General features: G+C 46.8%; 29 protein-coding genes. 2 read left to right on the top strand and 27 right to left on the bottom strand.

Annotated features, from left to right (window positions below):
- Positions 1-18 precede the first annotated feature (18 nt).
- The 12 genes from CRN96_RS02240 to lepA form a co-directional block, all read right to left on the bottom strand.
- Positions 19-702 carry an NfeD family protein gene (locus tag CRN96_RS02240; RefSeq protein ID WP_097038698.1) on the bottom strand — a complete coding sequence of 228 codons (684 nt, stop codon included), beginning with the start codon at positions 700-702 and terminating at the stop codon, positions 19-21.
- Positions 703-839: 137 nt separating this feature from the next.
- Positions 840-1,016, bottom strand: a complete 177-nt coding sequence (rpsU, locus tag CRN96_RS02235; RefSeq protein WP_072707963.1) for a 30S ribosomal protein S21 — start codon at positions 1,014-1,016, stop codon at positions 840-842.
- Between the two features lie 99 nt (positions 1,017-1,115).
- Positions 1,116-1,781, bottom strand: a complete 666-nt coding sequence (gene deoC / locus CRN96_RS02230) for a deoxyribose-phosphate aldolase (RefSeq protein ID WP_097038696.1) — start codon at positions 1,779-1,781, stop codon at positions 1,116-1,118.
- A 43-nt stretch (positions 1,782-1,824) separates the two neighbouring features.
- Entirely contained in the window at positions 1,825-3,180 is a 1,356-nt protein-coding gene (mtaB, locus tag CRN96_RS02225) for a tRNA (N(6)-L-threonylcarbamoyladenosine(37)-C(2))-methylthiotransferase MtaB (RefSeq protein ID WP_097039665.1), read from the bottom strand.
- A gap of 80 nt (positions 3,181-3,260) precedes the next feature.
- Positions 3,261-3,986, bottom strand: coding sequence for an RsmE family RNA methyltransferase (locus tag CRN96_RS02220; protein ID WP_097038694.1), 726 nt, complete (start codon positions 3,984-3,986; stop codon positions 3,261-3,263).
- Between the two features lie 6 nt (positions 3,987-3,992).
- A complete protein-coding gene (gene prmA / locus CRN96_RS02215; protein ID WP_097038692.1) occupies positions 3,993-4,925 on the bottom strand; it encodes a 50S ribosomal protein L11 methyltransferase in 933 nt (310 codons plus the stop codon).
- Between the two features lie 2 nt (positions 4,926-4,927).
- Positions 4,928-6,052, bottom strand: coding sequence for a molecular chaperone DnaJ (dnaJ, locus tag CRN96_RS02210; RefSeq protein ID WP_097038689.1), 1,125 nt, complete (start codon positions 6,050-6,052; stop codon positions 4,928-4,930).
- A gap of 81 nt (positions 6,053-6,133) precedes the next feature.
- Positions 6,134-7,972, bottom strand: a complete 1,839-nt coding sequence (dnaK, locus tag CRN96_RS02205) for a molecular chaperone DnaK (RefSeq protein WP_097038687.1) — start codon at positions 7,970-7,972, stop codon at positions 6,134-6,136.
- A 58-nt stretch (positions 7,973-8,030) separates the two neighbouring features.
- Positions 8,031-8,735, bottom strand: a complete 705-nt coding sequence (gene grpE, locus CRN96_RS02200) for a nucleotide exchange factor GrpE (protein WP_245844517.1) — start codon at positions 8,733-8,735, stop codon at positions 8,031-8,033.
- A gap of 1 nt (position 8,736) precedes the next feature.
- Positions 8,737-9,723, bottom strand: coding sequence for a heat-inducible transcriptional repressor HrcA (gene hrcA, locus CRN96_RS02195; RefSeq protein WP_097038685.1), 987 nt, complete (start codon positions 9,721-9,723; stop codon positions 8,737-8,739).
- Between the two features lie 88 nt (positions 9,724-9,811).
- Complete coding sequence (gene hemW / locus CRN96_RS02190) at positions 9,812-10,930, bottom strand: radical SAM family heme chaperone HemW (protein WP_097038683.1); 1,119 nt, start codon at positions 10,928-10,930, stop codon at positions 9,812-9,814.
- Positions 10,931-10,975: 45 nt separating this feature from the next.
- A complete protein-coding gene (gene lepA / locus CRN96_RS02185) occupies positions 10,976-12,799 on the bottom strand; it encodes a translation elongation factor 4 (protein ID WP_097038681.1) in 1,824 nt (607 codons plus the stop codon).
- Positions 12,800-12,958: 159 nt separating this feature from the next.
- Between lepA and rpsT the strand changes: the two genes are divergently transcribed.
- Complete coding sequence (gene rpsT, locus CRN96_RS02180) at positions 12,959-13,204, top strand: 30S ribosomal protein S20 (protein ID WP_097038679.1); 246 nt, start codon at positions 12,959-12,961, stop codon at positions 13,202-13,204.
- A gap of 32 nt (positions 13,205-13,236) precedes the next feature.
- Here rpsT and holA read toward each other — a convergent pair whose 3' ends face one another.
- Positions 13,237-14,199, bottom strand: a complete 963-nt coding sequence (holA, locus tag CRN96_RS02175; RefSeq protein ID WP_097038677.1) for a DNA polymerase III subunit delta — start codon at positions 14,197-14,199, stop codon at positions 13,237-13,239.
- 93 nt (positions 14,200-14,292) lie between these two features.
- Here holA and CRN96_RS02170 point away from each other — a divergent pair, with 93 nt between their 5' ends.
- On the top strand, positions 14,293-14,433 hold the full coding sequence (locus tag CRN96_RS02170) for a YqzM family protein (protein ID WP_097038675.1): 141 nt from the start codon (positions 14,293-14,295) through the stop codon (positions 14,431-14,433).
- Between the two features lie 23 nt (positions 14,434-14,456).
- On the opposite strand, the gene CRN96_RS02165 is transcribed toward CRN96_RS02170, so the two are convergent.
- The 14 genes from CRN96_RS02165 to udk all read right to left on the bottom strand — a co-directional run bounded on the left by CRN96_RS02165 (position 14,457) and on the right by udk (position 24,875).
- Positions 14,457-16,538, bottom strand: a complete 2,082-nt coding sequence (locus CRN96_RS02165; protein WP_179647072.1) for a DNA internalization-related competence protein ComEC/Rec2 — start codon at positions 16,536-16,538, stop codon at positions 14,457-14,459.
- 155 nt (positions 16,539-16,693) lie between these two features.
- On the bottom strand, positions 16,694-17,155 hold the full coding sequence (locus tag CRN96_RS02160; protein WP_097038672.1) for a ComE operon protein 2: 462 nt from the start codon (positions 17,153-17,155) through the stop codon (positions 16,694-16,696).
- Between the two features lie 14 nt (positions 17,156-17,169).
- Positions 17,170-17,805, bottom strand: a complete 636-nt coding sequence (locus CRN96_RS02155; RefSeq protein ID WP_245844516.1) for a helix-hairpin-helix domain-containing protein — start codon at positions 17,803-17,805, stop codon at positions 17,170-17,172.
- Positions 17,806-17,916: 111 nt separating this feature from the next.
- Positions 17,917-18,651: a class I SAM-dependent DNA methyltransferase gene (locus tag CRN96_RS02150; protein WP_097038670.1), complete on the bottom strand. Its 735-nt coding sequence runs from the start codon at positions 18,649-18,651 to the stop codon at positions 17,917-17,919.
- Positions 18,638-18,979 carry a ribosome silencing factor gene (gene rsfS / locus CRN96_RS02145; RefSeq protein ID WP_097038668.1) on the bottom strand — a complete coding sequence of 114 codons (342 nt, stop codon included), beginning with the start codon at positions 18,977-18,979 and terminating at the stop codon, positions 18,638-18,640. Before rsfS ends, CRN96_RS02150 begins: the two co-directional genes overlap by 14 nt.
- A 4-nt stretch (positions 18,980-18,983) precedes the next feature.
- Positions 18,984-19,553, bottom strand: a complete 570-nt coding sequence (gene yqeK / locus CRN96_RS02140; RefSeq protein ID WP_097038666.1) for a bis(5'-nucleosyl)-tetraphosphatase (symmetrical) YqeK — start codon at positions 19,551-19,553, stop codon at positions 18,984-18,986.
- A complete protein-coding gene (nadD, locus tag CRN96_RS02135) occupies positions 19,531-20,106 on the bottom strand; it encodes a nicotinate-nucleotide adenylyltransferase (RefSeq protein ID WP_097038664.1) in 576 nt (191 codons plus the stop codon). The genes yqeK and nadD overlap by 23 nt, the downstream gene beginning before the upstream one ends.
- Positions 20,103-20,399, bottom strand: coding sequence for a ribosome assembly RNA-binding protein YhbY (gene yhbY, locus CRN96_RS02130; protein ID WP_097038661.1), 297 nt, complete (start codon positions 20,397-20,399; stop codon positions 20,103-20,105). Before yhbY ends, nadD begins: the two co-directional genes overlap by 4 nt.
- The gene (locus CRN96_RS02125; RefSeq protein WP_097038659.1) at positions 20,396-21,205 is read right to left on the bottom strand and encodes a shikimate dehydrogenase family protein; all 810 of its coding nucleotides are present in this window, start codon (positions 21,203-21,205) and stop codon (positions 20,396-20,398) included. The genes yhbY and CRN96_RS02125 overlap by 4 nt, the downstream gene beginning before the upstream one ends.
- A 2-nt stretch (positions 21,206-21,207) precedes the next feature.
- On the bottom strand, positions 21,208-22,314 hold the full coding sequence (gene yqeH, locus CRN96_RS02120; protein WP_097038657.1) for a ribosome biogenesis GTPase YqeH: 1,107 nt from the start codon (positions 22,312-22,314) through the stop codon (positions 21,208-21,210).
- 3 nt (positions 22,315-22,317) lie between these two features.
- Positions 22,318-22,836, bottom strand: a complete 519-nt coding sequence (locus tag CRN96_RS02115) for a YqeG family HAD IIIA-type phosphatase (RefSeq protein ID WP_245844515.1) — start codon at positions 22,834-22,836, stop codon at positions 22,318-22,320.
- A 197-nt stretch (positions 22,837-23,033) separates the two neighbouring features.
- Positions 23,034-23,747, bottom strand: a complete 714-nt coding sequence (locus tag CRN96_RS02110) for a 5'-methylthioadenosine/adenosylhomocysteine nucleosidase (RefSeq protein ID WP_097038653.1) — start codon at positions 23,745-23,747, stop codon at positions 23,034-23,036.
- Complete coding sequence (gene greA, locus CRN96_RS02105; RefSeq protein ID WP_097038651.1) at positions 23,740-24,216, bottom strand: transcription elongation factor GreA; 477 nt, start codon at positions 24,214-24,216, stop codon at positions 23,740-23,742. The genes CRN96_RS02110 and greA overlap by 8 nt, the downstream gene beginning before the upstream one ends.
- Before the next feature lie 35 nt (positions 24,217-24,251).
- Positions 24,252-24,875, bottom strand: a complete 624-nt coding sequence (gene udk / locus CRN96_RS02100) for a uridine kinase (protein ID WP_097038649.1) — start codon at positions 24,873-24,875, stop codon at positions 24,252-24,254.
- Between the last annotated feature and the right edge of the window lie 3 nt (positions 24,876-24,878).

The following is a 24,878-nucleotide window of genomic DNA, read 5'->3' as shown; positions in this document are numbered from 1 at the left end:
ACTCTCCTTTAAATTAATCTATTCTTCAATCGGACGTACAACAACTCTCGAACTTTCAACAAGTATGACCTTCACTTCAGTGTCGGCAGGGATGTACGACCCTTCCGCAACAGCATCAATCCGCCTCTCGCCATAACGTATCGTCCCCGACGGCCTGAGGGGGGTTATGGTCTTCGCTGTGATGCCGATAAGATCGGACCGGTCATCAAATGATGTATAACCGGACTCGGCATCGGTCGCATCGCTTAAAATCAATCTGTTCAAAAATGGAATTCTTCTTTTCTTGGATTTGATAAGACCCACCACCATAAAAGATGCAATAATGATTATAATCAGGAGGAATATCGAGTATAGAATCATATTCCCGCTGACCAGCACAATGCTCAACAAAAGGAGGATTATGCCTATTATCCCTAAAAAGGTACCGATTACAAAAAACTCTACAATCACCAGAAAAGAGCCGAGGACAAACAATGCAAGCGCCCAGAGGTTGTTTTCACCAGTCAAAAGGTGACCGGAGAAAAATAAGACCATGGCGGCGATTGAAAGAAGGCCATAAAAATTGAATCGTTCGGAGAAAAGCTGCATCACCAGTCCGATGATGAAAATAGCCAGCAGTATAAAGGCAATTACAGGCATGGTAATAACATCGCTGAATGTATGTACAATATTCATAACCAAAAATGTATCAGTCATCGCCATGTAAATCCCCTCCACCTTCATTATACATACTTACCATGCAAAAATAAATAAACTGTACTGACAAGATGTGAAAAAAAGACAGCACTATTAAATAATAGTACTGTCCCTGTATGATAAATTATCCGAGGGAGGATATTTTATCTGAATTTTCTTTTGCGAGCTGCTTCGGATTTTTTCTTGCGCTTCACGCTTGGCTTCTCATAATATTCTCTTTTACGGGCTTCTTGGATAGTGCCGTTTTTAGAGACATTACGCTTAAAACGACGCAGTGCATCTTCGATCGGTTCATTCTTGTTAACAGATGTTTTAGTCATAAATTTCCCTCCCTCCGAATAACCAAAGGTTAATCTCACATAGCATTTACTATGTACTCAAACATTATAATATAACAAAGTTTTTTGGTCAACTTAATTTTAATAGTCTGATTCCGACAATCCGCCGGACACGATTTCAATCCCGCTTGAAGCGCCTATGCGTGTTGCTCCGCCCTCTATCATCTTCAGTGCATCTTCAGAGGACCTGACTCCGCCGCTCGCCTTCACTCCCATTTCTTCGCCGACGGTCATGCGCATCAAAGCGACATCCTCCACTTTCGCGCCCTCCCCGTTGAATCCGGTGGAAGTCTTGACGAAATCCGCACCTGCTTTTTTTGCAAGCTTGCTGGCGCTGACGATTTCATCGCCGTCAAGGAGTCCGCTCTCTATGATCACCTTGACCAGTGCCTCCGTCCCGGCTGCATCGCAGACTGCTTTGATGTCATTATAGACCAGATCGTGGTTGCCGGATTTGAGTGCACCGATATTGATGACCATATCCACTTCATCGGCGCCGTTCTGGATGGCATTCATCGTTTCGAAAGCCTTCACTTCGGAGGTGGAGGCACCGAGGGGGAAGCCGATGACGGTGCACACTTTGACATCGCTGTCCTCCAATATGTCGGAAGCAGTCTGGACCCATGCCGGATTGATGCATACACTGAAGAATTCATGCTTCATAGCCTCCTGGCAGAGTTCAAATATCTCATCCTGTGTCACCGCAGGTTTCAATAATGTATGGTCGATATACTTTGAAAGTTTCATGTTTTTGCCTCCAGTTTTTTATTCGGATCCGTTCCGGATCTGATCATTGGATCGTCCGTTCAATATAGGCATAGTTCTTTACCATGGGTTTCTCGAGTACTTTGACGACTTCCCCATGGCTCATAGGATAGCCTGCCTCGGTCACTTTGACTTTCACGAGCTCCCCTGTCAAAGATTCATCTGCATCGATGGCTATCTTCATATAGTTGTCGGCATGGCCGATCAATTTCCCGTCTTTGACCTCTTCCGGGATGATCTCAAGGACATCGTCTTTAAAGCCTTCTGCATATTCCAATGCGAGGCGGTCCGATAAGTCGATCAGTCTCCTGACCCTTTCGTTTTTGGTGTCATTATCAATTTGATCGGTCATCCTCGCAGCCGGGGTGCCGGTCCTGATTGAGTATGGGAAGACATGCAGTTCTGAGAAATGATGTTTGTTGATGAAATCATAAGTTTCCTGGAATTCTTCTTCGGTCTCGCCCGGGAATCCGACGATGACGTCACTCGTGATCGCCACATTCGGCATGATTTCCTTCAATTTCACGATGCGGGATTCAAAGAACTCCATCGTATACTTCCTTCTCATGCGCTTTAAGACCGTATCACTGCCCGACTGTATCGGTACATGGAGATGCCTTACAATCTTATTGGAGTCCCTGATGACATCAATGACCTCGTCGGTAAGCTGGCTCGCTTCGATGCTTGAGATCCTCAGGCGGTTCAGGCCGTCGACCTGTTCCAGGTCACGCAGGAGCTGGGCCAGGTTGTAATCTTTCAGATCTTCCCCGTAACCGCCGGTATGGATGCCTGTGAGGACGATCTCCTTATACCCCTGGTCCACAAGGTTCTGTGCCTGCTCAATGACTTTCACCGGATCACGGGAGCGCATCAGCCCGCGTGCCCACGGGATGATGCAGAACGTACAGAAATTGTTGCAGCCTTCCTGGATCTTAAGGGTCGCACGCGTGCGGTCCGTGAAGTAAGGCACATCCATTTCTTCATATGTACGCTTCTTCATGATATTTTTGACGCCATTGATCGGCTGGCGCTCACGATGGTACTGATTGACGTAACCGAGCAGTTTATCCCGATCCTCCGTGCCGATGATGATGTCCACACCCGCAATATCCATGATCTCTTTAGGGGAGGTCTGTGCATAGCAGCCTGTCACGGCGATGACCGCGTCCGGATTTTTACGGATGGCACGGCGGATGACCTGACGGCTTTTCTTATCACCCGTGTTGGTCACAGTGCATGTATTGATAACATAAACATCAGCATTCTGTTCAAAATCTATGCGTTCGTATCCGTCTTCTTTGAATATTTGCCACATCGCCTCTGTTTCATAATGGTTGACCTTGCAGCCAAGCGTGTGGAAAGCAATTGTTTTTTCATTCATAACCATCAAATCTTTCTTTAAAAAGTATTATGATAACTTTACATATAATAGCATAATATAAAAAGTCATTCAATTACGCGTCATTCCACCATACTGCTTACGGCTGCCAGGAAATAAAGCGGCGCCGTCTCTGCACGGAGTATCCTCGGTCCGAGTGAAAGGGGCACGAAAGAGGCATCGGCCTCGATTTCCTGCTCCGTGAGCCCGCCTTCCGGACCGAATATGAAAGCGATCCTCCCCCCGGCGTGTATACTCTCAAGATTTGAAAAAGACTTTGCCTCCTGGCCTGCAAAACCTTCGAATGCAATGATGACAGAATCATAATCATTGAAGTCCAGGGCGTGCAGTTTACCTTCAAAACGTATATCAGGGATGGTGAGGCGCCTGCTCTGCTCACTCGCTTCCCTGATCACTTTTTGAAAGCGTGCGAGGCGCTTCTCCCTTTTCTTCGTATCCAGCTTCACTATACTTCTGTCAGCTTCGTAAATGATGAATGCAGAGGCGCCGAGTTCAGTCGATTTTTGAATCATCCACTCAAATTTCTCGCCCTTCAGCAATGGGCAGACCACCGTAATTTCAACAGGCGGTTCAGTATCCGACTCCAGTTCCCCTTCAGTCATGTAAGTGATTTTCCTGCCGTCCACCCCGATGATTTTGCATAAGTAGCCGGCTTTTTTGCCGTCGACCATTTCAAACATATCATCAACACGAAAACGCATCACATTGATCATATGATGCGTATCTTCATTCTCCATCTCGTATCGTTCATTTAAATTCAGTTTTTCAGATGTAAAATATCTCTGCATGGCAAATCATACCTTTTCAGCTAAAATACTTACCCAGCCGTCTTCTTCAAGGATTTCCCCAATGCGGAATCCGGCACGTGTCATTTTCCCTGTGATCTCATCACGTTTTTCAGCGATGATGCCGGAGGCGATGAAATATCCTTCTTCATGCAATTTACCATATGCATCTTCAACCATATCTTCAATGATATGTGCAAGGATATTGGCAATGACGATATCGTAACTGCCGTCTTCCTCTTTAAGCAGATCTGCAGTTTCCAGCCGTATTGCCTGCTCGCAGTCATTGATGACAAAATTTTCATATGCGACTTTTATGGATAAATCATCAATGTCGGTCGCTTTCACCGAAGATGCCCCCATCATATGTGATGCGATCGACAAGATCCCCGACCCCGTGCCGACATCGATGACCGAGCACCCGGGTTTCACCGTTTTTTCTATGAACTTGAGACACATGCCGGTCGTCGGATGGTCCCCGGTACCGAAGGCCATCCCGGGGTCCAACTTGATGAGACGGTCTCTCTCCCGGTATTCGTATTCATCCATTTCCCATGAAGGCACGATCACAAATGTATCGGACACCCTGAAACTGTGGAAATGTTTCTTCCATTCGTTTTCCCAATCGGATTCTTCAATGATCTTATGTGAAATATCGATCTCTTCTTTGGACGCGAGGTCCGCCTCCGAGATGAAAGCTTCAATCTTCCCGATCATGGCTTCAACATCCTGGGTTTCATCGAAATAAACCAGTATCCTGATATCCGAGTCCGGGTAATCTTTTGGGTTCAACTTGAACTTCTCGTCGAAATTCGTGATCTTCTGCCTTAAGATATCTATGGAATGTTCGATTGATACACCTTTCGATAAAGTGTTCAAGTAAGCTGAAAGACTCTCTTCATTATCTTCCTTTGTATGAATTGCAACTTCATGCCACTTCATCTTCAATCTCCTTTAAAGAAACGCTTAGTACGGTCGAAGATGTTCTCCTGCTGCTCTTCGATCGTCTCCCCGCCTTCTTCCGCAAGCTCCCTGAAGATTTCAACTTCCCTATTGGAAAGCTTCGTCGGGGTCACCACCTTGACAGTGATGAACTGGTCACCATAACCGTAGCCGTGTACATTTTTGACACCTTTTTCTTTAAGGCGGAAACGTTTGCCGGTCTGTGTACCCGCCGGGATAGTCAGCATGACTTCGGAACTGATCGTCGGCACTTTCACTTCGTCACCAAGTGCAGCCTGCGCGAATGAAATCGGCAGTTCATAATGGATGTCATCCCCATCACGTGTGAACCTTGAATCCGGCCTCACACGGAAGACGATGTAGAGGTCACCCGCCGGCCCGCCGTTGATGCCCGGCTCACCTTTGCCGTGCAGTCGGATCTGCTGGCCGTTATCCACGCCTTCAGGCACCGTAACTTCGATATCGACATCTTTCGTCACCGTACCTGCACCTTTACATTTGTTGCAAGGATCCTTGATCTCCTGACCCGTACCCTGGCATGTCGGACAAGTGCGTTCCGTCTGGATGCGTCCGAATGGTGTGTTCTGCTCGACCGCCACACGACCGGCGCCGCTGCACATGCTGCATGTACTTTTCGATGTACCCGGTTTTGCACCGTTCCCGTCACAAACATCACATGCGACTTCCTTTTTGATGGAAATCGTTTTGGTCACTCCAAAAACGGCTTCTTCAAAGTCGATGGTCATCGTATATTGAAGATCATCGCCCTTTCTCGGGGCATTCGGGTCCGCCTGGCGCCCGCCGCCGAAAAATGAACTGAAAATATCTTCGAAACCGCCGAAGCCGCCTGCACCCTGGAAGCCGCCCCCGCCGCCGAACTGCGATTTCATGCCTTCATGGCCAAAGCGGTCATACTGGGCACGCTTATCTTCATCTGACAGGACTTCATAAGCCTCCGCGACTTCTTTGAATTTTTCGTCGGAACCTTCTTCCTGATTGATGTCCGGGTGATACTTTTTTGATAATTTACGATATGCTTTTTTGATCTCATCCTTCGACGCATTTTTCTCAACGCCAAGGATGTCATAATAGTCTCTTTTAGCCATCCGAATCTCCCTCCAACTTCCAAATCATAACATTTAAAAAAGTCAAAGCCAAATGCATTGGCTTTGACTTTTAATCAGTGATTATTTTTTATCTTCTTCGTCATCGACTTCTTTGAAATCAGCGTCAATCACATCGTCGTCGCTTGATGTGCTGCCTTCGGCCTCGCCGCCTTCGGCCTGCTGCTCCTGTGCCATCTGCTCATAAAGTTTCATGGACATGCCTTGCAGGATTTCTTCCAATGCAGACTTCTTGGCATTGATTTCATCCAGATCATTGCCTTCCAGGGCAGTCTTCAGTTCTTCTTTGGCATTCTCGGCTTTTTCCTTCTCATCTGCTTCAACCTTGTCGCCTAAATCTTCAATCGTTTTGTCAGTTGAGAAGATCATCTGGTCTGCAGCGTTGCGCGTTTCGACTTCCTCACGGCGCTTTTTATCCTCTTCGGCATTCTCTTCGGCTTCTTTGACCATTCTGTCGATATCATCATCTGATAAGTTCGATGAGGACTGGATGGTGATCTTCTGCTCTTTTCCTGTGCCCTGATCTTTTGCCGTTACGTTCACGATACCGTTCTTATCGATATCGAACGTCACTTCGATCTGAGGCACACCGCGTGGTGCAGGTGGAATGTCAGTCAGCTGGAAACGGCCGAGTGTCTTGTTGTCGTTTGCCATCGGGCGTTCACCTTGAAGTACATGGATGTCCACAGCCGGCTGGTTGTCTGCAGCTGTCGAGAACACTTCCGATTTGCTTGTCGGAATCGTCGTATTTCTTTCGATGAGGGTCGTCATGACGTTGCCCATCGTCTCAATACCGAGTGATAAAGGCGTCACGTCCAGAAGTACCACATCTTTTACATCTCCTGACAGTACACCGCCCTGGATTGCAGCACCCATCGCCACAACTTCATCAGGGTTCACACTGCGGTTCGGTTCTTTGCCGAGTTCTTTTTTGATCGCTTCCTGTACAGCCGGGATTCTTGTCGAACCTCCGACGAGGATCACTTCATCGATCTCATCTTTGCTGAGTCCGGAATCTTTCACCGCTTGTCTTGTCGGATCCATGGCACGTCTTACAAGATCGTCCGACAGCTCTTCGAATTTCGCACGTGTCAGCGTCATTTCCAGGTGGAGCGGGCCCGCATCGCCTGCTGAGATGAACGGCAGTGAAATTTGGGTTGATGATACACCTGATAAATCTTTTTTCGCTTTCTCCGCTGCATCTTTCAGACGCTGCATCGCCATCTTGTCGTTTGACAGGTCGATGCCGTTTTCTTTTTTGAATGCGTCCACAAGATGGTCTATGATGACATCGTCAAAGTCATCACCGCCGAGTCTGTTGTCTCCTGCAGTGGCAAGGACATCAAATACACCGTCGCCAAGTTCAAGGATGGAAACGTCGAACGTTCCGCCGCCAAGGTCGAAAACAAGCACTTTCTGGTCTTCGTCCTGCTTATCGAGACCGTAAGCGAGTGCTGCTGCAGTCGGCTCGTTGATGATCCTTTCAACTTCAAGTCCTGCTATCCTGCCCGCGTCCTTAGTCGCCTGACGCTCTGAGTCATTGAAGTAAGCCGGAACTGTGACAACAGCCTTCTCCACTTTTTCACCCAGGTAGCTTTCGGCAGTCTCCTTCAGGTTTTGAAGGATCATTGCAGAAATTTCCTGAGGTGTGTATTCTTTTCCGCCGATCTTCTCTTTATGATCAGTGCCCATATGTCTCTTGATGGACATTACAGTGTCCGGGTTCGTGATAGCCTGACGCTTCGCCACTTCCCCGACCTGTCTTTCATCATTTTTGAATGATACGACCGAAGGTGTTGTACGGTTGCCTTCAGCGTTTTGAATCACTTTAGCTTCTCCGCCTTCAAGGACGGATACTACTGAGTTTGTTGTACCAAGGTCAATACCAATTACTTTACTCATAAGAAATAGCCTCCAAATATATTAATTATTTATCTTTCTATCGGTGAAACTGCACCGGTCATTCGCTGACTTTAACCATGGAAGCGCGGATGACGCGATCCTTCAGCTGGTAACCTTTTTGGAATTCTTCAAGGACGATGCCGGATTCTTCTTCTGAAGGCTCCGTCATCACTGCCTGATGGAAGTTCGGGTCGAATTCCTTGCCCTCCGCTTCAATGACGGTGATATCACGCTTATTGAAGATGTTGAGGAATTCGTTATACACCATTTCAACACCTTTTTTCAGTGAAGCGAATGATTCATTGTCACCTTCGATCGCCATCGCCCGTTCGAGGTTATCCAGCACAGGAAGAAGATCTTCTGCGAACTTCTGATCTTTATATTTGTTGTTGAGATCGATTTCCTGCCTGTTGCGGCGCTTGAAGTTTTCAAATTCCGCATAGAGCTTCAAATACTTCTCTTCGTATTCCCGGGCTTCCTGCTTCAGGTGCTCAAGCTCCTGCTGATGTGAATCGGCTTCCTCTGCCGTTTCTTCGGAAACAGCACTGCTTTCAGGAACCGGTTCGCTTCCGTCTTCTGCAGAAGGGCTCTCCCCCTCTTTTGGATCCTGTTCTTCATCTGCCGGGTCTTCTGAATGATCATCAAGGTGCTGCTTCTGCTCTTTTTCTTCCCCTGATGCATCTTCCTTCATTTCCTGCTTTTGTTCTTTTTCTTCTTCAGTCAAATCATCTTTGACTTTTTGATTGTTGTCGTTATCGAACAAATCATTCACTTCCTTTTGTGCTCTGATTATTAATCGCATGTAACAATTTTATGACTTTCTTATAGCCCATCATCTCAGGGCCGATAATCATAAGATTTCCATCAAAACCGGCTAACTTGAAGTTTGTTGTGATGATTGAGATTGAATGATAATCTTCAGGCAATTCATCACCAAGATATATATCCACTCCGTCACTGTCAGTGACATCGATGATGTTGTCCAGCTGCTTGGCCTCCAGGTCATCATACAAAGCCCGCAGGGTGTCCGTGTCTTCGCTGATCTGCTGGATCAGATGGTTGAATCCGGAGTAGCCGCTGAATTTCCTCGGCTGGTCGAGATCTTCCCTGATATGGTCGGCGACACTGTTCACCGTGTATTCAAGCGCAGTATTCTTCAATGATGTCCGGAGCAGTTCCGACAGGTCCTGCAGCGGTGTATCTATGATGACCTGATTGAAATAATTGGTGAGAATCTTCAATGTTTCAAGTGACACATTGTAATCCATCCTTACGGGTATTTCCTTGATATTACCCGAGTCGAGAACTATGATTACAAGTAGTATGCCTTCATTCAATGGAGTGAAATAAATCCCCTTGACTGTTTCATCTTTACCAGTAAAAGATACACCAGTCAAATAATTGGTCAGTGCACTGATTTTTTCAGCAGTGCTTTTTGATAAATCTTCAGGATTATGATGACTTTTCAAATTAAGGTGAATCTGTTCCGACTGTGATTTCTCATCCAGCTTTTCGCTCAATTTCCCAATATAGAATTTGAGTGCTTCTCTGGAAGGTATTCTGCCTGCCGATGTATGCGGTTTTGTCAAAAAGCCCATTGCTTCAAGCTTAACCATTTCGTTTCTAACCGTAGCACTGGAAATATCGAGTTGATATTTTTGAATAATCTGCTTCGAACTAACGGGAACCATGGCGGCCAGAAATTCATCCACAATTAAAAATAAGATGAGTTCTTGCCTTTTTGTAAGCATTGACTTCACCTCTTTAGCACTCTCTATCATCGAGTGCTAAATATAATTTATCAAATTGGTCAAAGTATGTCAATTGATTGTGCTCATTTTATGATGACTTTAAAAATGCAATGAACACTTCATTGCCGACCATCCTGCCCGAGTCGGTCAAGGCGATATGGCGGCCGTCGTCAGTGATCCATTTTTTATCTTTGAGGAAAGATAACTCATCTTTATAATATTCATCCAGGCCGACATTGAATTTGCCCCTGAACCGTTCTTTGGAGACACCCTCAGTCATCCTGAGCCCGAGGAACATCTCCTCCTCGATTTTCTCGGTTTCAGAAAGCTCGATGGTTTCTTTGACGGCGGAATGATTCTCATTCATGGACTTGATATAGTGCGGCACAGGTTTGACATTGTAGTAACGCTCATTGTTGATGTAGCCGTGTGCGCCCGCACCAACACCATAATAGTTGTCATTGCGCCAGTATGTCTTATTATGCTCGGATTCGTATTCCTTCTCTGCGAAATTGGAAATTTCATATTGAGGATAACCGATTGCCTGCAGCCCGTCCATCACATGGAGGTATTTTTCCGCTTCTTTGTTGTCGTCATCGATCTTCAGCCTGCCTTTTTTAATCTCATTATAGAAGACCGTATGCGGTTCGATGATCAGTGAATACCAGGAAATATGTTTCGGTTTCAATTCCTCCACATATCTTAGGCTGGTATCGATGTCATTGAAGGTCTCGCCCGGCAGGTTGTACATGAGGTCCATGGAATAATTTGAGAGTCCGATCTTCTCCAGATGATCGATGCTCCTGAAAATGTCATCGAAGTCATGGCTCCTGTTCAGCACCTTCAATATATCGTCATTGAAGGACTGGACCCCGAGACTCACCCTGTTGACGCCATAGTTCTTCAACAGGTCAAGTTTCCCCGTCGTCACTTCATCCGGATTCGCCTCAAAAGTGTACTCCCCGGAAACTGTGAAATTCTCCGAGATGAACTTGAGCAGGCGTTCGAGCTGCGCCTCACTCAACGCTGTCGGCGTTCCGCCCCCTACATAAACCGTTTTGAAATCTTTATGTTCCAGTGTCTTCATTTCCATGATCAAGGCGTCTATATAATCATCAACCGGCTGGTTTTTGATGAGCACTTTAGTAAAATCGCAATATGTGCATATACGGTTGCAGAATGGAATATGAATATACAAGCTTTTCATTTTTACACTTCCTAACAAAATTAAAAGCCACAAAATGTGGCTTCTTTAATCTTCATCCATTTTAAGCACCGACAGGAATGCCTCCTGCGGAATCTCCACAGAACCAACGGATTTCATCTTCTTTTTACCTTCTTTTTGCTTTTCAAGCAGTTTCCTCTTACGGCTGATGTCCCCGCCGTAACATTTGCTGAGTACGTTCTTGCCCATCGATTTGATGTTCGTCCTTGAAATGATCTTCTGTCCGATCGCTGCCTGGATCGGCACTTCGAACTGCTGCCTCGGTATGAGCGTCTTCAGCTTATCAACGATATTTTTACCGCGTTCATATGCGAAATCCCGGTGTACGATGACGCTGAGGGCATCCACTTTTTCGTTATTCAATAAAATATCCATCTTCACGAGCTTGCTCTCGCGGTATCCTATGATCTCATAATCAAATGATGCATAGCCCTTCGTATTCGACTTCAGCATATCGAAGAAATCGAAGACGATCTCCGAAAGCGGTATTTCATAGATGATGTTGACCCTGATGTCATCCAGGTAGTCCATCGTGACGAAATTGCCGCGCTTCTTCTGGCTGAGCTCCATCACTGCACCGACATAGTCATTCGGGACCATGATCTGTGCTTTAACATAAGGTTCCTCGATCTTTTCGATCTTCTGGGGATCCGGCATCTGTGCAGGGTTGTCCACCTTCAATAGAGAACCGTCCGTCATCGTGACTTCATAGATGACCGATGGCGCTGTTGCGATCAGATCGATGCCGAACTCACGCTCTATCCTCTCCTGTATGATTTCCATATGCAGCAGGCCCAGGAAACCTGTCCTGAACCCGAAGCCGAGCGCCTGCGACGTCTCAGGCTCGTATTGGAGGGAGGAATCGTTCAGCTCAAGCTTCTCGAAGGCTTCCCTCAAGTCGTTGTACTGGTTCGAATCGATGGGGTACATTCCGCAGAAGACCATCGGATTCATTTTCTTATAGCCGGCGAGCGGCTCGGCTGCCGGGTTGTCTGCGTGGGTGATGGTATCCCCCACCCGTGAATCCCCGACATTCTTGATCGAAGCGACGATATACCCCACATCACCGACCGAGAGTTCTGAGACCGGCATCGGTTTCGGGGTGTTTATCCCGACTTCCGCAACCTCGAATGTTTTCCCTGTCGCCATCATCTGAATCTTATCTCCGGGCTTCACGACACCTTCCTTGACCCGGATGGAGGAGATGACTCCCCTGTAAGGGTCGAACATCGAGTCGAATATGAGTGCCTTCAAAGGTGCCGTGACATCACCTTCCGGCGGCGGGACCATTTCGACGATCGCTTCCAGAATGTCCTCGATGCCGATATTGGACTTCGCTGATGCAAGGACCGCGTCTTCCTTCGGTAGCCCGATGATATCTTCCACTTCCTGAGCGACACGCTCGGGATCTGCTGCGGGCAGATCGATCTTGTTGATGACGGGCAGCAGCTCAAGGTCGTTATCGAGCGCAAGATAGACGTTCGCGAGCGTCTGCGCCTCGATGCCCTGGGCGGCATCCACAACGAGTATCGCACCTTCACAGGCTGCAAGCGAGCGTGAAACCTCATAAGTGAAGTCCACGTGACCCGGGGTGTCGATCAGGTGGAAGGTGTAATCTTCACCGTCTTTTGCAGTGTACTTCAGCTGAACTGCATTCAGCTTGATCGTGATGCCGCGTTCACGTTCCAAATCCATTGAATCCAGCAGCTGCTGCTTCATATCGCGGCCCGCCACTGATTTTGTATTTTCCAGTATACGGTCAGCCAACGTGGACTTGCCGTGATCTATGTGGGCAATAATTGAAAAGTTCCTGATTTTCTCTTGTCTGGCCCTGCGTTCATTATCTGTCATTGATACCCAACTTTCTGTTCAATCGAATGTCAATATTATACCAATGTTCCGCATTTTCTTCAATTCATTTCGGCTTGGTTATTGCATCTTGCATGGTTGTTTGGTAAAATACATCTTGTTGCAATTAAAGTTGTACAACTAAATTGTGGAGGTGACGTTATGCCTAATATTAAATCAGCAATCAAAAGAGTCAAATCAAGTCAAAAAGCTGAAGATTTAAACATTGCTCAAAAGAATGCCATGAGGACTGCAGTGAAACGCGCGGAAACTGCAAAATCCGAAAATGCCGGGAATACTGACGAGCTTGTATCATATGCTATCAAGCAGGTGGACAAAGCTAACAAGAAAAACTTAATTCATTCTAATAAAGCATCACGTATGAAATCAAAGTTAATGGCTGAATAAAACCTTCTTTTCCAAGAAGGTTTTTTTATTTGTCAAATTTCCAGTATGAAAAGTTCAAAGAGTGTCTCACGGTCCAGATAGCTCGATTTAAATTTATAATCCATGTTACGGCACATGACCATCTTCTCCTCCAGCTTATCCTGCCTGTGCTTCCTCGCTTCCCGCAGCGCAAGCTTCACCCTGTACGGATGCACTTTCAGATGCTTAGCAATATAATCCTGTGCAAAACCTTCATTTGCAAGCAGCTTGACCTGGTACAGCAGCCTGAACTGGCTGATGATCAGGTGCAGCAGCTGGATCGGTTCATTCTTCTGCAGGATGAGCTGTCTGACCAGGTGCACCGCCGCTTCTTTACGGCCGTTCAGGACGTGTTCGGTCAGCTGGAATATATTCTGCTCCATGCTCACACTCACCACTTCCGCAACATCACTCTCGGTGATCCTGCCGTCGGCATAGAGCAGGAGCTTCCCTAGCTCGCTTCTCACATTGCCATAACTGATACCCGTCCTCTCGAGGAACATTCCGAGTGCCTGCTCGTCGATGCCCATGCCCTCGTCTTCCACCTGACTTCTTATGAAATCTTTGATCTCAGGCTCCGTCATTTCCTTCACTTCCGTCACTGCGCCTTCTTTCAAGATGAGCTTGGTGATCTTTTTCCGCTTATCCAGCTGCTCATTGAACACTTTGAAGATCAGCAGAGTATCATCATTCTTATTCTTTATATAATCCAGAAACAGATCCATATTATGTTCAACGTCACTTTTCACCTTGGCTCCGGTCAATAAAAAAGCATCATTGAGGATGATCGCTTTCCTGTCCGATAAGAAAGGGAGGGTCTGTGCTTCTTCAATGATGCTTTCCACGCTCGTCTCCCTGTAGTTCAATGACACCAGGCTGAACTCATCCACTTCGTCCAGATATTCCTTGGCAAGCTGCCCGGCCTTTTCTTCTATACGTATCGCGTTCGTTCCATAAATCACTTGTATAAGGTTCATTCCGTTCACTCCGTATTAAATCATGAATCTATTATAGCTTTTATTTGTAAATTATCCTATAATAGATGATGAATAGTTTAGGGGGTTTTCTCAATGAATAAATTCGAAAAGAATGTGCAATCAAAAAATAATGACATTGTGGACTCCGGTCTGGCTTTTGTGGTCGGATTCCTCGGCCTTACAGTCATCTACGTCATACCGCATATATTCGAGATCGTAGGCAGACTGTGGTAAGGTGATTCCATCAAGGGAGCTGATCATTCAGCTCTTTTTTTTGTGCATTCATCCAGCGATGCATCAAGCCGGCTCGTGGTACATAATGTATCATGCCGGATATTCAATTGTACCATGCCGGCTTCTGCACTATTTAAAATGTTTGTGTGCGCCACCCTCTCAAGCACTTCTTTGTGCGGGTGGCCATATTGGTTGCCTGCACCTGCTGAAATCAGAACATGATCCGGCTGCACAAGCTCGAGGAATTCCGCACTGCTCGATGTATCCGAGCCGTGGTGTGCAAGCTTTAAAATGTCCGCATCAAGGCGCCCATGTGCCTCTGCAAGCCTTCTCTCCATCGCTTCGGTCACATCCCCGGTCATCAGGAAATCATAATGACCGAGCGTCACTTTCAGGACGATTGAAGCGTCATTTGAATCAGCCGGCCATGAATCATTGCCGAGGGTCAGGTTTTCAATTAGGATATGCCCCGCAGTGATGTTCTTCACATCTTCAGATCTCAGTATATTACCATTGTACGTCCCGTGGATGTAGTTTTCCGACCACGCTTCATATTTCGGGTCATCCGTGTTGACGAGCAGGTTTTTAACATTTTTCTTATCCAGCACATCCCCCACTTCCCCCACATGATCGATATCCATATGACTGAGTATCAAAAGGTCGATATCATCAATGCCCCTTTCCTTCAGATATGGCAGGACGGTCCTCTCGGCAAGCATGGACTCCCTCTCCCCGAAGGTGAACTCGCCGCCCGTATCTATCAGGACCGTCGTGTCGCTCATATGATCCTCTATCAGGAAAGCATCCCCCTGGCCCACATCAATCATCGTGAACGTGAAGTCATCCCTGTCCAAAGCGTTGGCTGCAAAAATCACTGTCATGAAAACACCGCCCAGCAGGCACGCCTTCAAAAATTTCAATCTGCAGATGTTCACAGCCATCATGTAGCTTAGGACGGCAATCGCGACATGGACCGGATCGATCAGATTTTTTATTGAAAACCGGTGCCTTATGATATTGGCGAGGAAGTATATCACTTCCTGGAGGGTTGAAAAAACCATATTATACAAATGATCGACTGCAGGCATATAAGGCAGCATAAGAAAGAACTGGAACATGATCACCATCGGGAAGACAAGCATTGAAAATAAAGGCACAAACACCATATTCATGAAGATTCCGCTGATGCTGAGCTCGTTGAACTGGATCAATATGACCAGAAGTGTGGATACTTCAGCGATCAGTGTGATCTGGATGAGCTGCACGAGTGGTGTATTGCCATGCAGGAAAGGCCGGCTCAGCAGGATGAAATAAGTCGTGATGTACGACAGCTGGAACCCTGCATGGAACACTATGTACGGGTTGAATGCAAGCTGTATCAGTGCTGTGAGTGATATCACCGTCAAGTACGGCTTTTTCCTGAAGAAAGAAGTGATGATGAGCATGACGGCCATGAAGACGGATCTGAAGACGCTCGGGCTGAAGATGTTCAGCATATAGAACATGAGCAGCGACAGGATGAGCAGCACCTTCACGGTCCTTGAAGTCATCCTCATTTTCCTGAAGGCGAAGTAAAGCACTGCTGTGATGAAAGCGACATGCGTGCCGGAAATGACATACAAGTGATATATTCCAAGCTTCTGCAATGAATCGAAGAAATCATTTTCGATATAACTTTTATTGCCGACCGTGAGCGTGAGGAGGTCAAACTTATAACTGTGGTCCGTATAGGTCAGCACCTTCTGCATATAGAGGTACCTCAGCTGCGCAAGCCACATCGGAAAATCCTTATCCTGCTCAATGCAGCTTCGGCCTTCAAGCGTTTCCAGGTAGATCCTTCCCCTGAGGTCATTCACGGTCAGGCGCAGTGCATCATCCTGCTTCAGGAAATTCCTCTGCTCCCTGACCGCTGCGACATCGAATCTGCCGGTGCAATATGTGCCGATCGCTTCCAGCGCGGGGTTTTCCGTGAACAATTCATATGTCTCACCGCCGCTCGATACGACATAATGGACCTCATCGCGGTAATATTTATAATCGATGACCGTGAGTCCTTCAATCACTGAAGGAGGCGCCTCCTGCTCGTCACCATTTAAAAATGGCATGGGCAGCAGGACGACAGGCAGGAACCATAAGACTTGCCTCTGCCCAAGCCTCCTCGAACATGAAATACATAAAATAATCAAAAAAAATAAGCCCAGCAATGGGCTTTTTACGATTATGCAACCGGTTATGAACGACAGGAATATGTAGAATGCAATCATCTGAAGTTTTCAAAATAACCGGCCACTTTCTGCAGGTCCAGTTCGATCTTAATATAATTGACGCCGGTCTTTTCAAGCAGTTCGACTGCATACGGATGATTTTTATAATCTTCCGCGTAATATATGTTCTTCACCCCGGCCTGTATCATCGACTTCGTGCAGTGCACACAGGGGAAATGGGTGACGTAAACACTTGATCCTTCAGTCGACACACCGAATTTCGAACATTGGAGCAATGCGTTGATTTCGGCATGTATCGTCCTTATGCAGTGTCCGCCTTCAATATAGCATCCGACATCGATGCAGTGGGCCTCACCCGAGACGGAACCGTTGTAGCCGCCTGCGATCACCCTGTTGTCCTTAACGATCAAAGCGCCGACTTTCAGCCGTTCACAAGTCGACCTGAGCCTGAGCAAATGGCTCTGTGCCAAAAAATATTCATGCCAGTCTATCCTCATCCATCATCCCGCCTTTAGTCTATTGTAATATATGGTTCCAGGCTGTCAAAAGTTTTTTCACCGATGCCTGATATGTTCATCAAATCTTCCTTGCCCATGAACAAGCCGTTTTGTTCGCGGTATTCCACGATGAGCTGGGCCTTCTTCTCACCGATGCCGTTTAAGATCGTGAGTTCCTCCGCAGTTGCGGTATTGATGTTGACGAGTATTTCCGCTTCTCCGCCCTGGGTGTTTTCTCCGCCGGGAAGCGGAGGGTCTTCAATCTCCCCCTGCTGCGGCACATAGATCACCATCTCATCCCTGACCTTCTCTGACTGGTTGACGGTCATGAGGTCGGCGGATTCGGATACTACGGCCAGATTCAAAACATTCGTCACCCTGGCATCCTGCGGCACCTCAAAAACCCCGGGGTTTTTGACGGCTCCCTTCACTTCCACCATCACATGGGTGGGTGCCGACTCGATGACTGTCTCCGGCGTCTCCACTTCATGCAAATCGTCAGCTTCAGATACAAGCGTTTCATTGACGCTGACTTTACCGCCTCCGTCGAAAAAGATACTTGCGATGAACAGGACGGTCATCAATCCGGCGATGCCGGCACTGACCAGCGGCATGTGTTCTTTGTACTTCTCATAATATTCCTTAAGCATTTTCCCATCTCCTTAAAAAACCCCTTTACTATATTAGGAGGAAAATGCCGTTTTTGATTTATTTTTTCTTCAAATAAATAAAATAATTCAAAAAAACTTTGCAACTAATCGTTACAAAGCCTTTTTGACGATATAAAATATCCTGTCACAAACCGTGGTCACAGAGTTTTTTACATCGAAATCACTGAACGCTGTATCCAGGTACAGGCCAGCTTTTTCAATCATTTTAATGACATCCTTATGCTCATATGTCCTCTGGATATAAGTTTCATCCATCCTTTGATAAAGACCATCATCATTCCTGACAAAATAAGTCATTTCATGCACTGCAGACAACGGCGCCTCACCTTTAAGGGCATGCCAGATGTATGTGATGTGCTCAGTATCGTCAGTATAGATCATATCATTGAAGTCGTTTTCCATCTTGTACTTGCTGTGTATGTCAAAGATGAACACACCATCATCATTCAGATGATCATTCACATTTTTCAGAGTGGTGATGAATGCCTCTTCGTCCTCCAGATAATTCAGGACGTCCACTGTCGCAACAATCATATCGAATGTCATATCCAGTTTGAAGTTTCTCATATCCCCTTGATAATAATTTATATCACTATTTTCCCGTTTTGCGATCTCGAGCATCGGTGCGGATATATCCACCCCGTATCTCGTCTGAAAATTGAGCTTGCTTGTGAGCCGTCCCGTCCCGCAGCCGATATCCAGGACCGAACCCGAATTCCCTTTGAAGTGGGAGATGATATCGAGCCATAGATCATAAGGGATATCATATGTCAGTTCATTGTAGAAGCGCCCGATGGCACTCTCATCATGATTAAACTCTGCCATCGACATGCTCACCATTTTTAAACAACCGCTCCAGGTTGTAATATTCCCTCTCCGGCCTGTGGAATACATGGATGACGACATCGTTCAGGTCACATAATATCCACTTCGCTTCACGGTAGCCCTCGACGAGCGGTTCCAGGTCATGTTCCTTGGCCTGGTCCTTTATCTCATCGGCGATCGCCTGGACCTGACGGTCGGAATTCCCGTGGCAGATGATATAATAGTCTGTCACTGAACTTGTTTCTTTGACGTCAAAAGTCATTATATCTTCAGCACGCTTATTATCACATGCCTCAACCATCAATTCGAGTAATGCTTCGCTATTCATTCCTTCACTCCTTGACCATATTATAATAGTTGTAACATTCGATCGTCCTATTATAAATCGGCCGATTTTTTTTCAGTAAATGTTTGAGGGTCATTTTGGTTATTTCATATATTGCGAGATCCAGGTTCTTGTCTTCAAAGACGAGTTTCCGTATCTCTCCGACCCCCGGCTGGTCCCTCTCCGGTTCGATATAGTCCGCCACATAAATGATCTTCTCCACCAGCAGCATCTGCGGCCGGCCGGAAGTATGGTTTGCGATTGCGTAATAGATGTCTTCATCTTTGACACCGTGTTCAAAACGCATGATCGTGGCTGCGACCGGGCCGTGCAGCAGCTCTGAATTGAAGGCGAGCAATGCCGAATCCAGGTTGTATTTCGTCACATATTGGTACATGCTCCCAAGATCATCATATTTGGAATAATCATGGAGTATGCCGGCAAGATAGCACTTATCTCTGTTCGCCCCGAAAATGCCGGCCATTTCCTTTGCGGTCTCTGCGACTCTTACAGAGTGTTCATATCTTTTCTTCGGCAGTTTATCTTCGATTAACTTAAGTGCTGCTTTGTGTTTCATATAATGCATTCTCCTTAATGTATTCGTAAACCGATGCATCCAGGAAATGCCTGAAAGGCAGACCCTCTCCAATGCGCCTGCGGATGAGGGTGGAGGAAACCTCCACCACCAGCTGGTCCGCACGGATGAAAGGTGATGCGATTTCCATATCATCACTGTGTCTCATCATCACTATGAATTTCATCATCTCAAGCAGGTCTTCAAACCTGTACCATTTTTCAAAGCTTTTATACTGATCCGTCCCCATAAGGAAAAAAAGTTCATCATGAGGATACTTTTCCTTTAAATAAACGGCTGTGTCGTAAGTATAACTCACGCCTTTCCTGTCCAGTTCCACTCTGTCCAGATGGAAATCACCGTACCCGGCTATCGCCTTCTCCACCATGAGGACCCGGTCATCGTCATCCGCCGGCCTCGTCTCCTTGTGCGGCGACTGCCGGGCGGGTATGAAGATGACTTTATCGAGGCCGAACTTCAGCTTCACTTCCATGACGGAGATGATGTGCCCGATATGGATGGGATCGAAAGTCCCGCCGAATATTCCTATCTTCATGACAGTTCTATCTTCTTGTTCGTATTGGATTCACGATAAAGGATGATCGTGTTGCCGATGATGCTCACTACGTTGCTGTCCGTCGCCTCGCTGACCGTTTTTGCGATATCTTCCTTGTCTTCGAGACAGTTTTGCAGTACAGAAATTTTAAGCAGTTCCCGTTTTTCGAGCACATCATTGATCTGCTCAATAAAATTATCAGTCACGCCGTTTTTACCAACCTGGAAAATCGGGTTCAGATTATGGGAGGCTTTCTTCAGCTGCTTTATATTTTTGGATGATAATGTCGTCAATTCATCTCACCTCCGAACTTTTTATTCAATTCTTCATACACGGCTTTATAATTGCCTTCATATTTATCGTCATGCCATATTTCGAATGCATGGAGCCCCTGGTTGACCAGCATGGCCAGCCCGTTCATCGCTTTTTCATCTTGAAAAGCCTCAAGGAACGGTGTTTTATACGGATTATAGATCAAATCCACACCTATCGTCTCTTCCGTGACCGCACTTTTCGGGAACTTCATGAGCTCAAAGAGATCTTCATTTTTCAGGCCGACGGGCGTCGTATTGATGATCACATCAAAATGCCCGATGCCGTTGAAAGTCGATATTTCATTGAAATTCCGGTCCCGGAAAGTTTCAAAACTTGCAGGGCGGCGTGCATATATGGTGATATCATCGCCTATCTCACGGTGTGCACGGTATACCGCCTTACTGGCGCCGCCGCCGCCGAGGATGAGAACCTTCCTCGGTGTATCGCCAAAACGCTCAATGTAGGCTTGCTTATACCCTGTCACGTCCGTGTTGAACCCCCTCAGACGCCCGTTCCTGACCATCACGGTGTTGACGGCATTGACTTCAAGCGCCCTTGGGTCTATATCATCAAGATGCTCCATGATCGTTTCTTTATGGGGGATCGTGACATTGAAACCGTCAAGCTCATGCTGCTCTGCAATGTCCCTGATGGACTTGAGATCGCCCGGCGTGACGTGCAGGGCCCGGTAAGTATCATCAAGACCGAGTGCCCTGAAGTTGGCATTATGGATCATGGGTGAGAGTGTATGCTCGATCGGAGATCCGATTACGGCAAAATTCATGCTTATGAACCACCTTTGAAGATTGTTTGTCTTAAATTCACTTCTACACCTTTTGGAACACGGACAGTGACCGTCGCGCCTGCCGAAATGCTGATGAAGGCATAGCCGCTGATTTCTATATCACTGTCTTCGGCCACATCGAATGTGTGGCGCTTACCATCCTCTGACAGTACCGGCGATTCAATCTCCGGAGGTGCCAGAAGACCGTTATAATGTTTTTCATAAAAGTCGTCTGCATTGGTCGTCTTCGTCCTGTGCAGCGTCAGCTGGTTGGATGCATACACGGTGAAGCTGTTCTTCTCCCCTGATTCAAAGTCCACGCGCGCAAGGCCCGAGATGAACAGTGTCTGACCGCTTTCCAGCTGGAAAGTGACAGGTTTGATCTCTTTGGAAGGTGTGATGTGTTTCAGATCATCTTTGGAGACGAAGTGTGCCATCTGGCTCGGTACGATCACCCCCGGTGTATCATAGATGAAGGCATTCTCATCCAGCGGGATATCTATCAGATCGAGGGTCGTGCCCGGGAACCTGCTTGTGGTGATGACATCGGCATCGCCGGTGGTCATCTTGATCAGCTGGTTGATGAGCGTCGATTTCCCCACATTCGTAGTGCCGACGACATAGACATCCTTACCTCCGGCATGCTTCGTCATCGTGTCGATCAGCCGGTCCAGCCCATCGTTTTTCAAAGCGCTGATTGCGACCGTCTCGACAGCGGTGATGCCGTTTTCCTTAAGCATCAGCTTGGCCCTGTGGATCAGCCTGCTGACATTCGTGGATTTCGGCAGCAGGTCCGTCTTGTTGATGACCGCGATGACTTTCTTATCGCCGACGATACGGTTGAATGAAGGTATCAGGCTTGCACTGATATCAAAGGCATCAATCACCTTGATGATGAGCCCGTCCACTTCGTAGAGGGAGTTCAGCATCGTCATGAACTCGCCGGAGTCGATGTCCACATCCATGATTTCATTGTAATGCTTCAGGCGGTAGCACCTTCTGCAGATCGCGTCCTCCCTTTTCAAACCGCTCTCGGGTATATACCCTTTTTTATTCTCATTTTCGGACTGCAGCTCAGCGCCGCAGCCGATACATTTTAATTCACTCAATAATTAGTCCTCCTTGACCAGCAATCCTTTTTTCCTGAAATATCTCATGATGAACTTTTCGATTCTCCTGTTCAGAAGGGTCGCAAAGCCATCTTTGCTTTTGACGGGCATGACGAGTATGCTTTTTATGCCGACGAGGTTCGCACCGAGTATATCGGTCATCAGCTGATCCCCCACCATGATTATTTCCTGCGGGGGGATGCCCATCGCCGATATGGCTTTTTTATAGTTCCGTGATAAAGGTTTCCTTGCATTGAAGATGTAATCGATGTCGTGAGGCTTGGCAAACCGGCTGACCCGCTTCTCCTTGCCATTCGAGACGATGGTCACTTTGATGCCGTTCTCCCTCATCAACTCGATCCAATCCAGTACGCGGTCATCCGCATTCATTTCGTCGTAGCCGACAAGAGTATTGTCCAGATCGATGATGATCCCCTTAACATCCAGCTGATTCAGCCTTGCCGGGGTGATTTTCGTAAAGTCCTCCACATACGAGGTCGGTAAAAAATACTTTTTGATCAATTTAAAAGCGTTCCCCTCTAAACTAATTTACTCTATTTTATCACATTAATAAAAGCACCCTAAATTTTAAGGTGCTTTTCTTTTACTCAATGATATCATTATCTTCGGTTTCAGTGTCGCGGTAAATGACGTATCCAATTATAACTGTCGCTATAATTGATAAAATCATTAATAAAGTCATTATGGTCCCTCCATATTTACAGTTCATTCAATAATAATTTTACAGCTTCAGATGAATTTATACAAGCTTTCCCCAAAAATTCATCATAAGTCATATCCGCCTTACTGCCGGCTTTATCCGAGATCGAGCGGATGATGATGAAAGGCACCCCAAACTGGTGGCACGTCTGGGCGATGCTCGCTGATTCCATATCCACGGCAAGCCCCGCCCCGAAGCGTTCCAATATCGCTGCCTTCTGATCTTCGCCGGCGATGAATGAATCCCCGCTGACGATCAGCCCGCTTCCGGTGTTCACCGATTCGTTCTCCTGCAGCACACTGAGTGCGGCAGCGACCAGATTTTCATCCGCCTTGTAGCACTCCGGCATGCCGGGCACCTGTCCGAATGCATAACCAAACTCGGTCGCATCCACGTCGTGATAACAGACTTCAGTGGAGACGACCATGTCGGTGACATCGAGCGCTCTGGATAACGCCCCGGCCACTCCGGTGTTGATCACCATGTCAACATCGAACCTTTCGATGAGCAGTGCAGTGATCAGTGTGGAGTTCACTTTGCCGATGCCGCTTTCAACCAGGACGACATTTTGGGACTGAAGCGTACCCGAGTAAACCTCGGCATGCGCAATGGAGGAAGTTTCCGTGATGTCCATCCAGTCTTTCAGAATCTCCACTTCATCCTTCATGGCACCGATGATGCCTATGACTTTTGCCTTACTCTTATCAGTCAATTGAAACGATCTTCACTTTCATGGATGAACCGTTTGGCAGGGGCACATTGATTTCATCCTCCAGGTTCGCACCGAGGAGTGATTGCGCCATCGGGGATTCGTTGGATATTTTACCTTCGAAAGGATCAGCCTCCGCACTGCCGACAATCTGGTATTGCTCTTCATCCCCGTCCGGCAGTTCAGTGAATGTGACCGTTTTGCCGAGCTGGACAGTGTTGTTGTCGCCGCTGTCCTCAATGATCCTCGCATGGCGGATCATCTCTTCGATTTTAGTGATTTCCTGTTCGACGAAGCCCTGTTCATCCTTGGCAGCGTCATATTCGGAGTTCTCCGATAAGTCACCGAAGCTCCTTGCCACTTTGATTTTTTCGACCACTTCCGGACGCTTGGTCGTGAGGAGATGTTCAAGTTCCTCCTGTAATTTCTCATAACCGCTTTGAGTCATTGGATATTCTTTGTTATTGTTCATATTAAAAAACCCTCCGTAAAACTTTACTTTTATTTTTATACTTTTTTGATCAAGCTTCTTATTTTCGTCGTTATGATATCGATTGCAACAATATTTTCCCCGCCTTCGGGGATGATGATGTCACTGAAGCGCTTTGTCGGTTCGATGAACTGAAGATGCATCGGCCTGACAACCGTCAAATACTGGTTGATCACCGAATCCATCGATCGTCCGCGTTCTTTGATGTCCCTTGCCATACGACGCAGTATGCGTATATCCGAATCGGTATCCACATAAATTTTAACGTCCATCAGATCCCTCAGCTGCTCATTCTCCAAGGCAAAGATGCCTTCGATGATGATCACGTTTTTAGGCTCGATTTTGATCGTCTTATCACTGCGGGTATGATTGACATAATCATATGTCGGTATTTCCACGCTTTCCATGTTGATCAATGATTCCACATGTTCAATCAGTAGATCGTTGTCGAATGCGAAAGGATGGTCGTAATTCGTCTTCAGCCGCTCTTCCATCGTCTTATGACTTTGATCTTTATAGTAATAATCCTGTTCGATCAGCGTGATGTCATGTTCCTCAAGGGAAGCGATGATTTTTCTTGTCACCGAGGTCTTGCCTGACCCGGTGCCTCCTGCAATGCCGATAATCGTTGGTTTGTTCATCTT

Origin of the sequence: Salinicoccus kekensis (assembly GCF_900220995.1) — a bacterium.
In the GTDB taxonomy this organism is placed as follows: Bacteria; Bacillota; Bacilli; order Staphylococcales; family Salinicoccaceae; genus Lacicoccus; species Lacicoccus kekensis.
Note: the sequence above shows the minus strand (reverse complement) of the source record. Positions and strands in the feature narration are given on the sequence as shown.

What these genes read in the sequence shown, in the direction of transcription:
- CRN96_RS02240 (WP_097038698.1), bottom strand. Translation starts at nt 702, where the DNA reads ATGGCGATGACTGATACATTTTTGGTTATGAATATTGTACATACATTC.
- CRN96_RS02150 (WP_097038670.1), bottom strand. Translation starts at nt 18,651, where the DNA reads ATGGCAGAGTTTAATCATGATGAGAGTGCCATCGGGCGCTTCTACAAT.
- rpsT (WP_097038679.1), top strand. Translation starts at nt 12,959, where the DNA reads ATGCCTAATATTAAATCAGCAATCAAAAGAGTCAAATCAAGTCAAAAA.
- CRN96_RS02125 (WP_097038659.1), bottom strand. Translation starts at nt 21,205, where the DNA reads ATGAATTTTGCCGTAATCGGATCTCCGATCGAGCATACACTCTCACCC.
- greA (WP_097038651.1), bottom strand. Translation starts at nt 24,216, where the DNA reads ATGAACAATAACAAAGAATATCCAATGACTCAAAGCGGTTATGAGAAA.
- rsfS (WP_097038668.1), bottom strand. Translation starts at nt 18,979, where the DNA reads ATGAATAGCGAAGCATTACTCGAATTGATGGTTGAGGCATGTGATAAT.
- CRN96_RS02155 (WP_245844516.1), bottom strand. Translation starts at nt 17,805, where the DNA reads ATGCTTAAGGAATATTATGAGAAGTACAAAGAACACATGCCGCTGGTC.
- lepA (WP_097038681.1), bottom strand. Translation starts at nt 12,799, where the DNA reads ATGACAGATAATGAACGCAGGGCCAGACAAGAGAAAATCAGGAACTTT.
- mtaB (WP_097039665.1), bottom strand. Translation starts at nt 3,180, where the DNA reads ATGAATGAAAAAACAATTGCTTTCCACACGCTTGGCTGCAAGGTCAAC.
- CRN96_RS02170 (WP_097038675.1), top strand. Translation starts at nt 14,293, where the DNA reads ATGAATAAATTCGAAAAGAATGTGCAATCAAAAAATAATGACATTGTG.
- dnaK (WP_097038687.1), bottom strand. Translation starts at nt 7,972, where the DNA reads ATGAGTAAAGTAATTGGTATTGACCTTGGTACAACAAACTCAGTAGTA.
- deoC (WP_097038696.1), bottom strand. Translation starts at nt 1,781, where the DNA reads ATGAAACTTTCAAAGTATATCGACCATACATTATTGAAACCTGCGGTG.
- CRN96_RS02160 (WP_097038672.1), bottom strand. Translation starts at nt 17,155, where the DNA reads ATGAGGATAGACTGGCATGAATATTTTTTGGCACAGAGCCATTTGCTC.
- dnaJ (WP_097038689.1), bottom strand. Translation starts at nt 6,052, where the DNA reads ATGGCTAAAAGAGACTATTATGACATCCTTGGCGTTGAGAAAAATGCG.
- holA (WP_097038677.1), bottom strand. Translation starts at nt 14,199, where the DNA reads ATGAACCTTATACAAGTGATTTATGGAACGAACGCGATACGTATAGAA.
- rpsU (WP_072707963.1), bottom strand. Translation starts at nt 1,016, where the DNA reads ATGACTAAAACATCTGTTAACAAGAATGAACCGATCGAAGATGCACTG.
- CRN96_RS02220 (WP_097038694.1), bottom strand. Translation starts at nt 3,986, where the DNA reads ATGCAGAGATATTTTACATCTGAAAAACTGAATTTAAATGAACGATAC.
- yqeK (WP_097038666.1), bottom strand. Translation starts at nt 19,553, where the DNA reads ATGAAACACAAAGCAGCACTTAAGTTAATCGAAGATAAACTGCCGAAG.
- hrcA (WP_097038685.1), bottom strand. Translation starts at nt 9,723, where the DNA reads ATGCTTACAAAAAGGCAAGAACTCATCTTATTTTTAATTGTGGATGAA.
- udk (WP_097038649.1), bottom strand. Translation starts at nt 24,875, where the DNA reads ATGAACAAACCAACGATTATCGGCATTGCAGGAGGCACCGGGTCAGGC.
- hemW (WP_097038683.1), bottom strand. Translation starts at nt 10,930, where the DNA reads ATGAAAAGCTTGTATATTCATATTCCATTCTGCAACCGTATATGCACA.
- CRN96_RS02165 (WP_179647072.1), bottom strand. Translation starts at nt 16,538, where the DNA reads ATGCCATTTTTAAATGGTGACGAGCAGGAGGCGCCTCCTTCAGTGATT.
- nadD (WP_097038664.1), bottom strand. Translation starts at nt 20,106, where the DNA reads ATGAAGATAGGAATATTCGGCGGGACTTTCGATCCCATCCATATCGGG.
- prmA (WP_097038692.1), bottom strand. Translation starts at nt 4,925, where the DNA reads ATGAAGTGGCATGAAGTTGCAATTCATACAAAGGAAGATAATGAAGAG.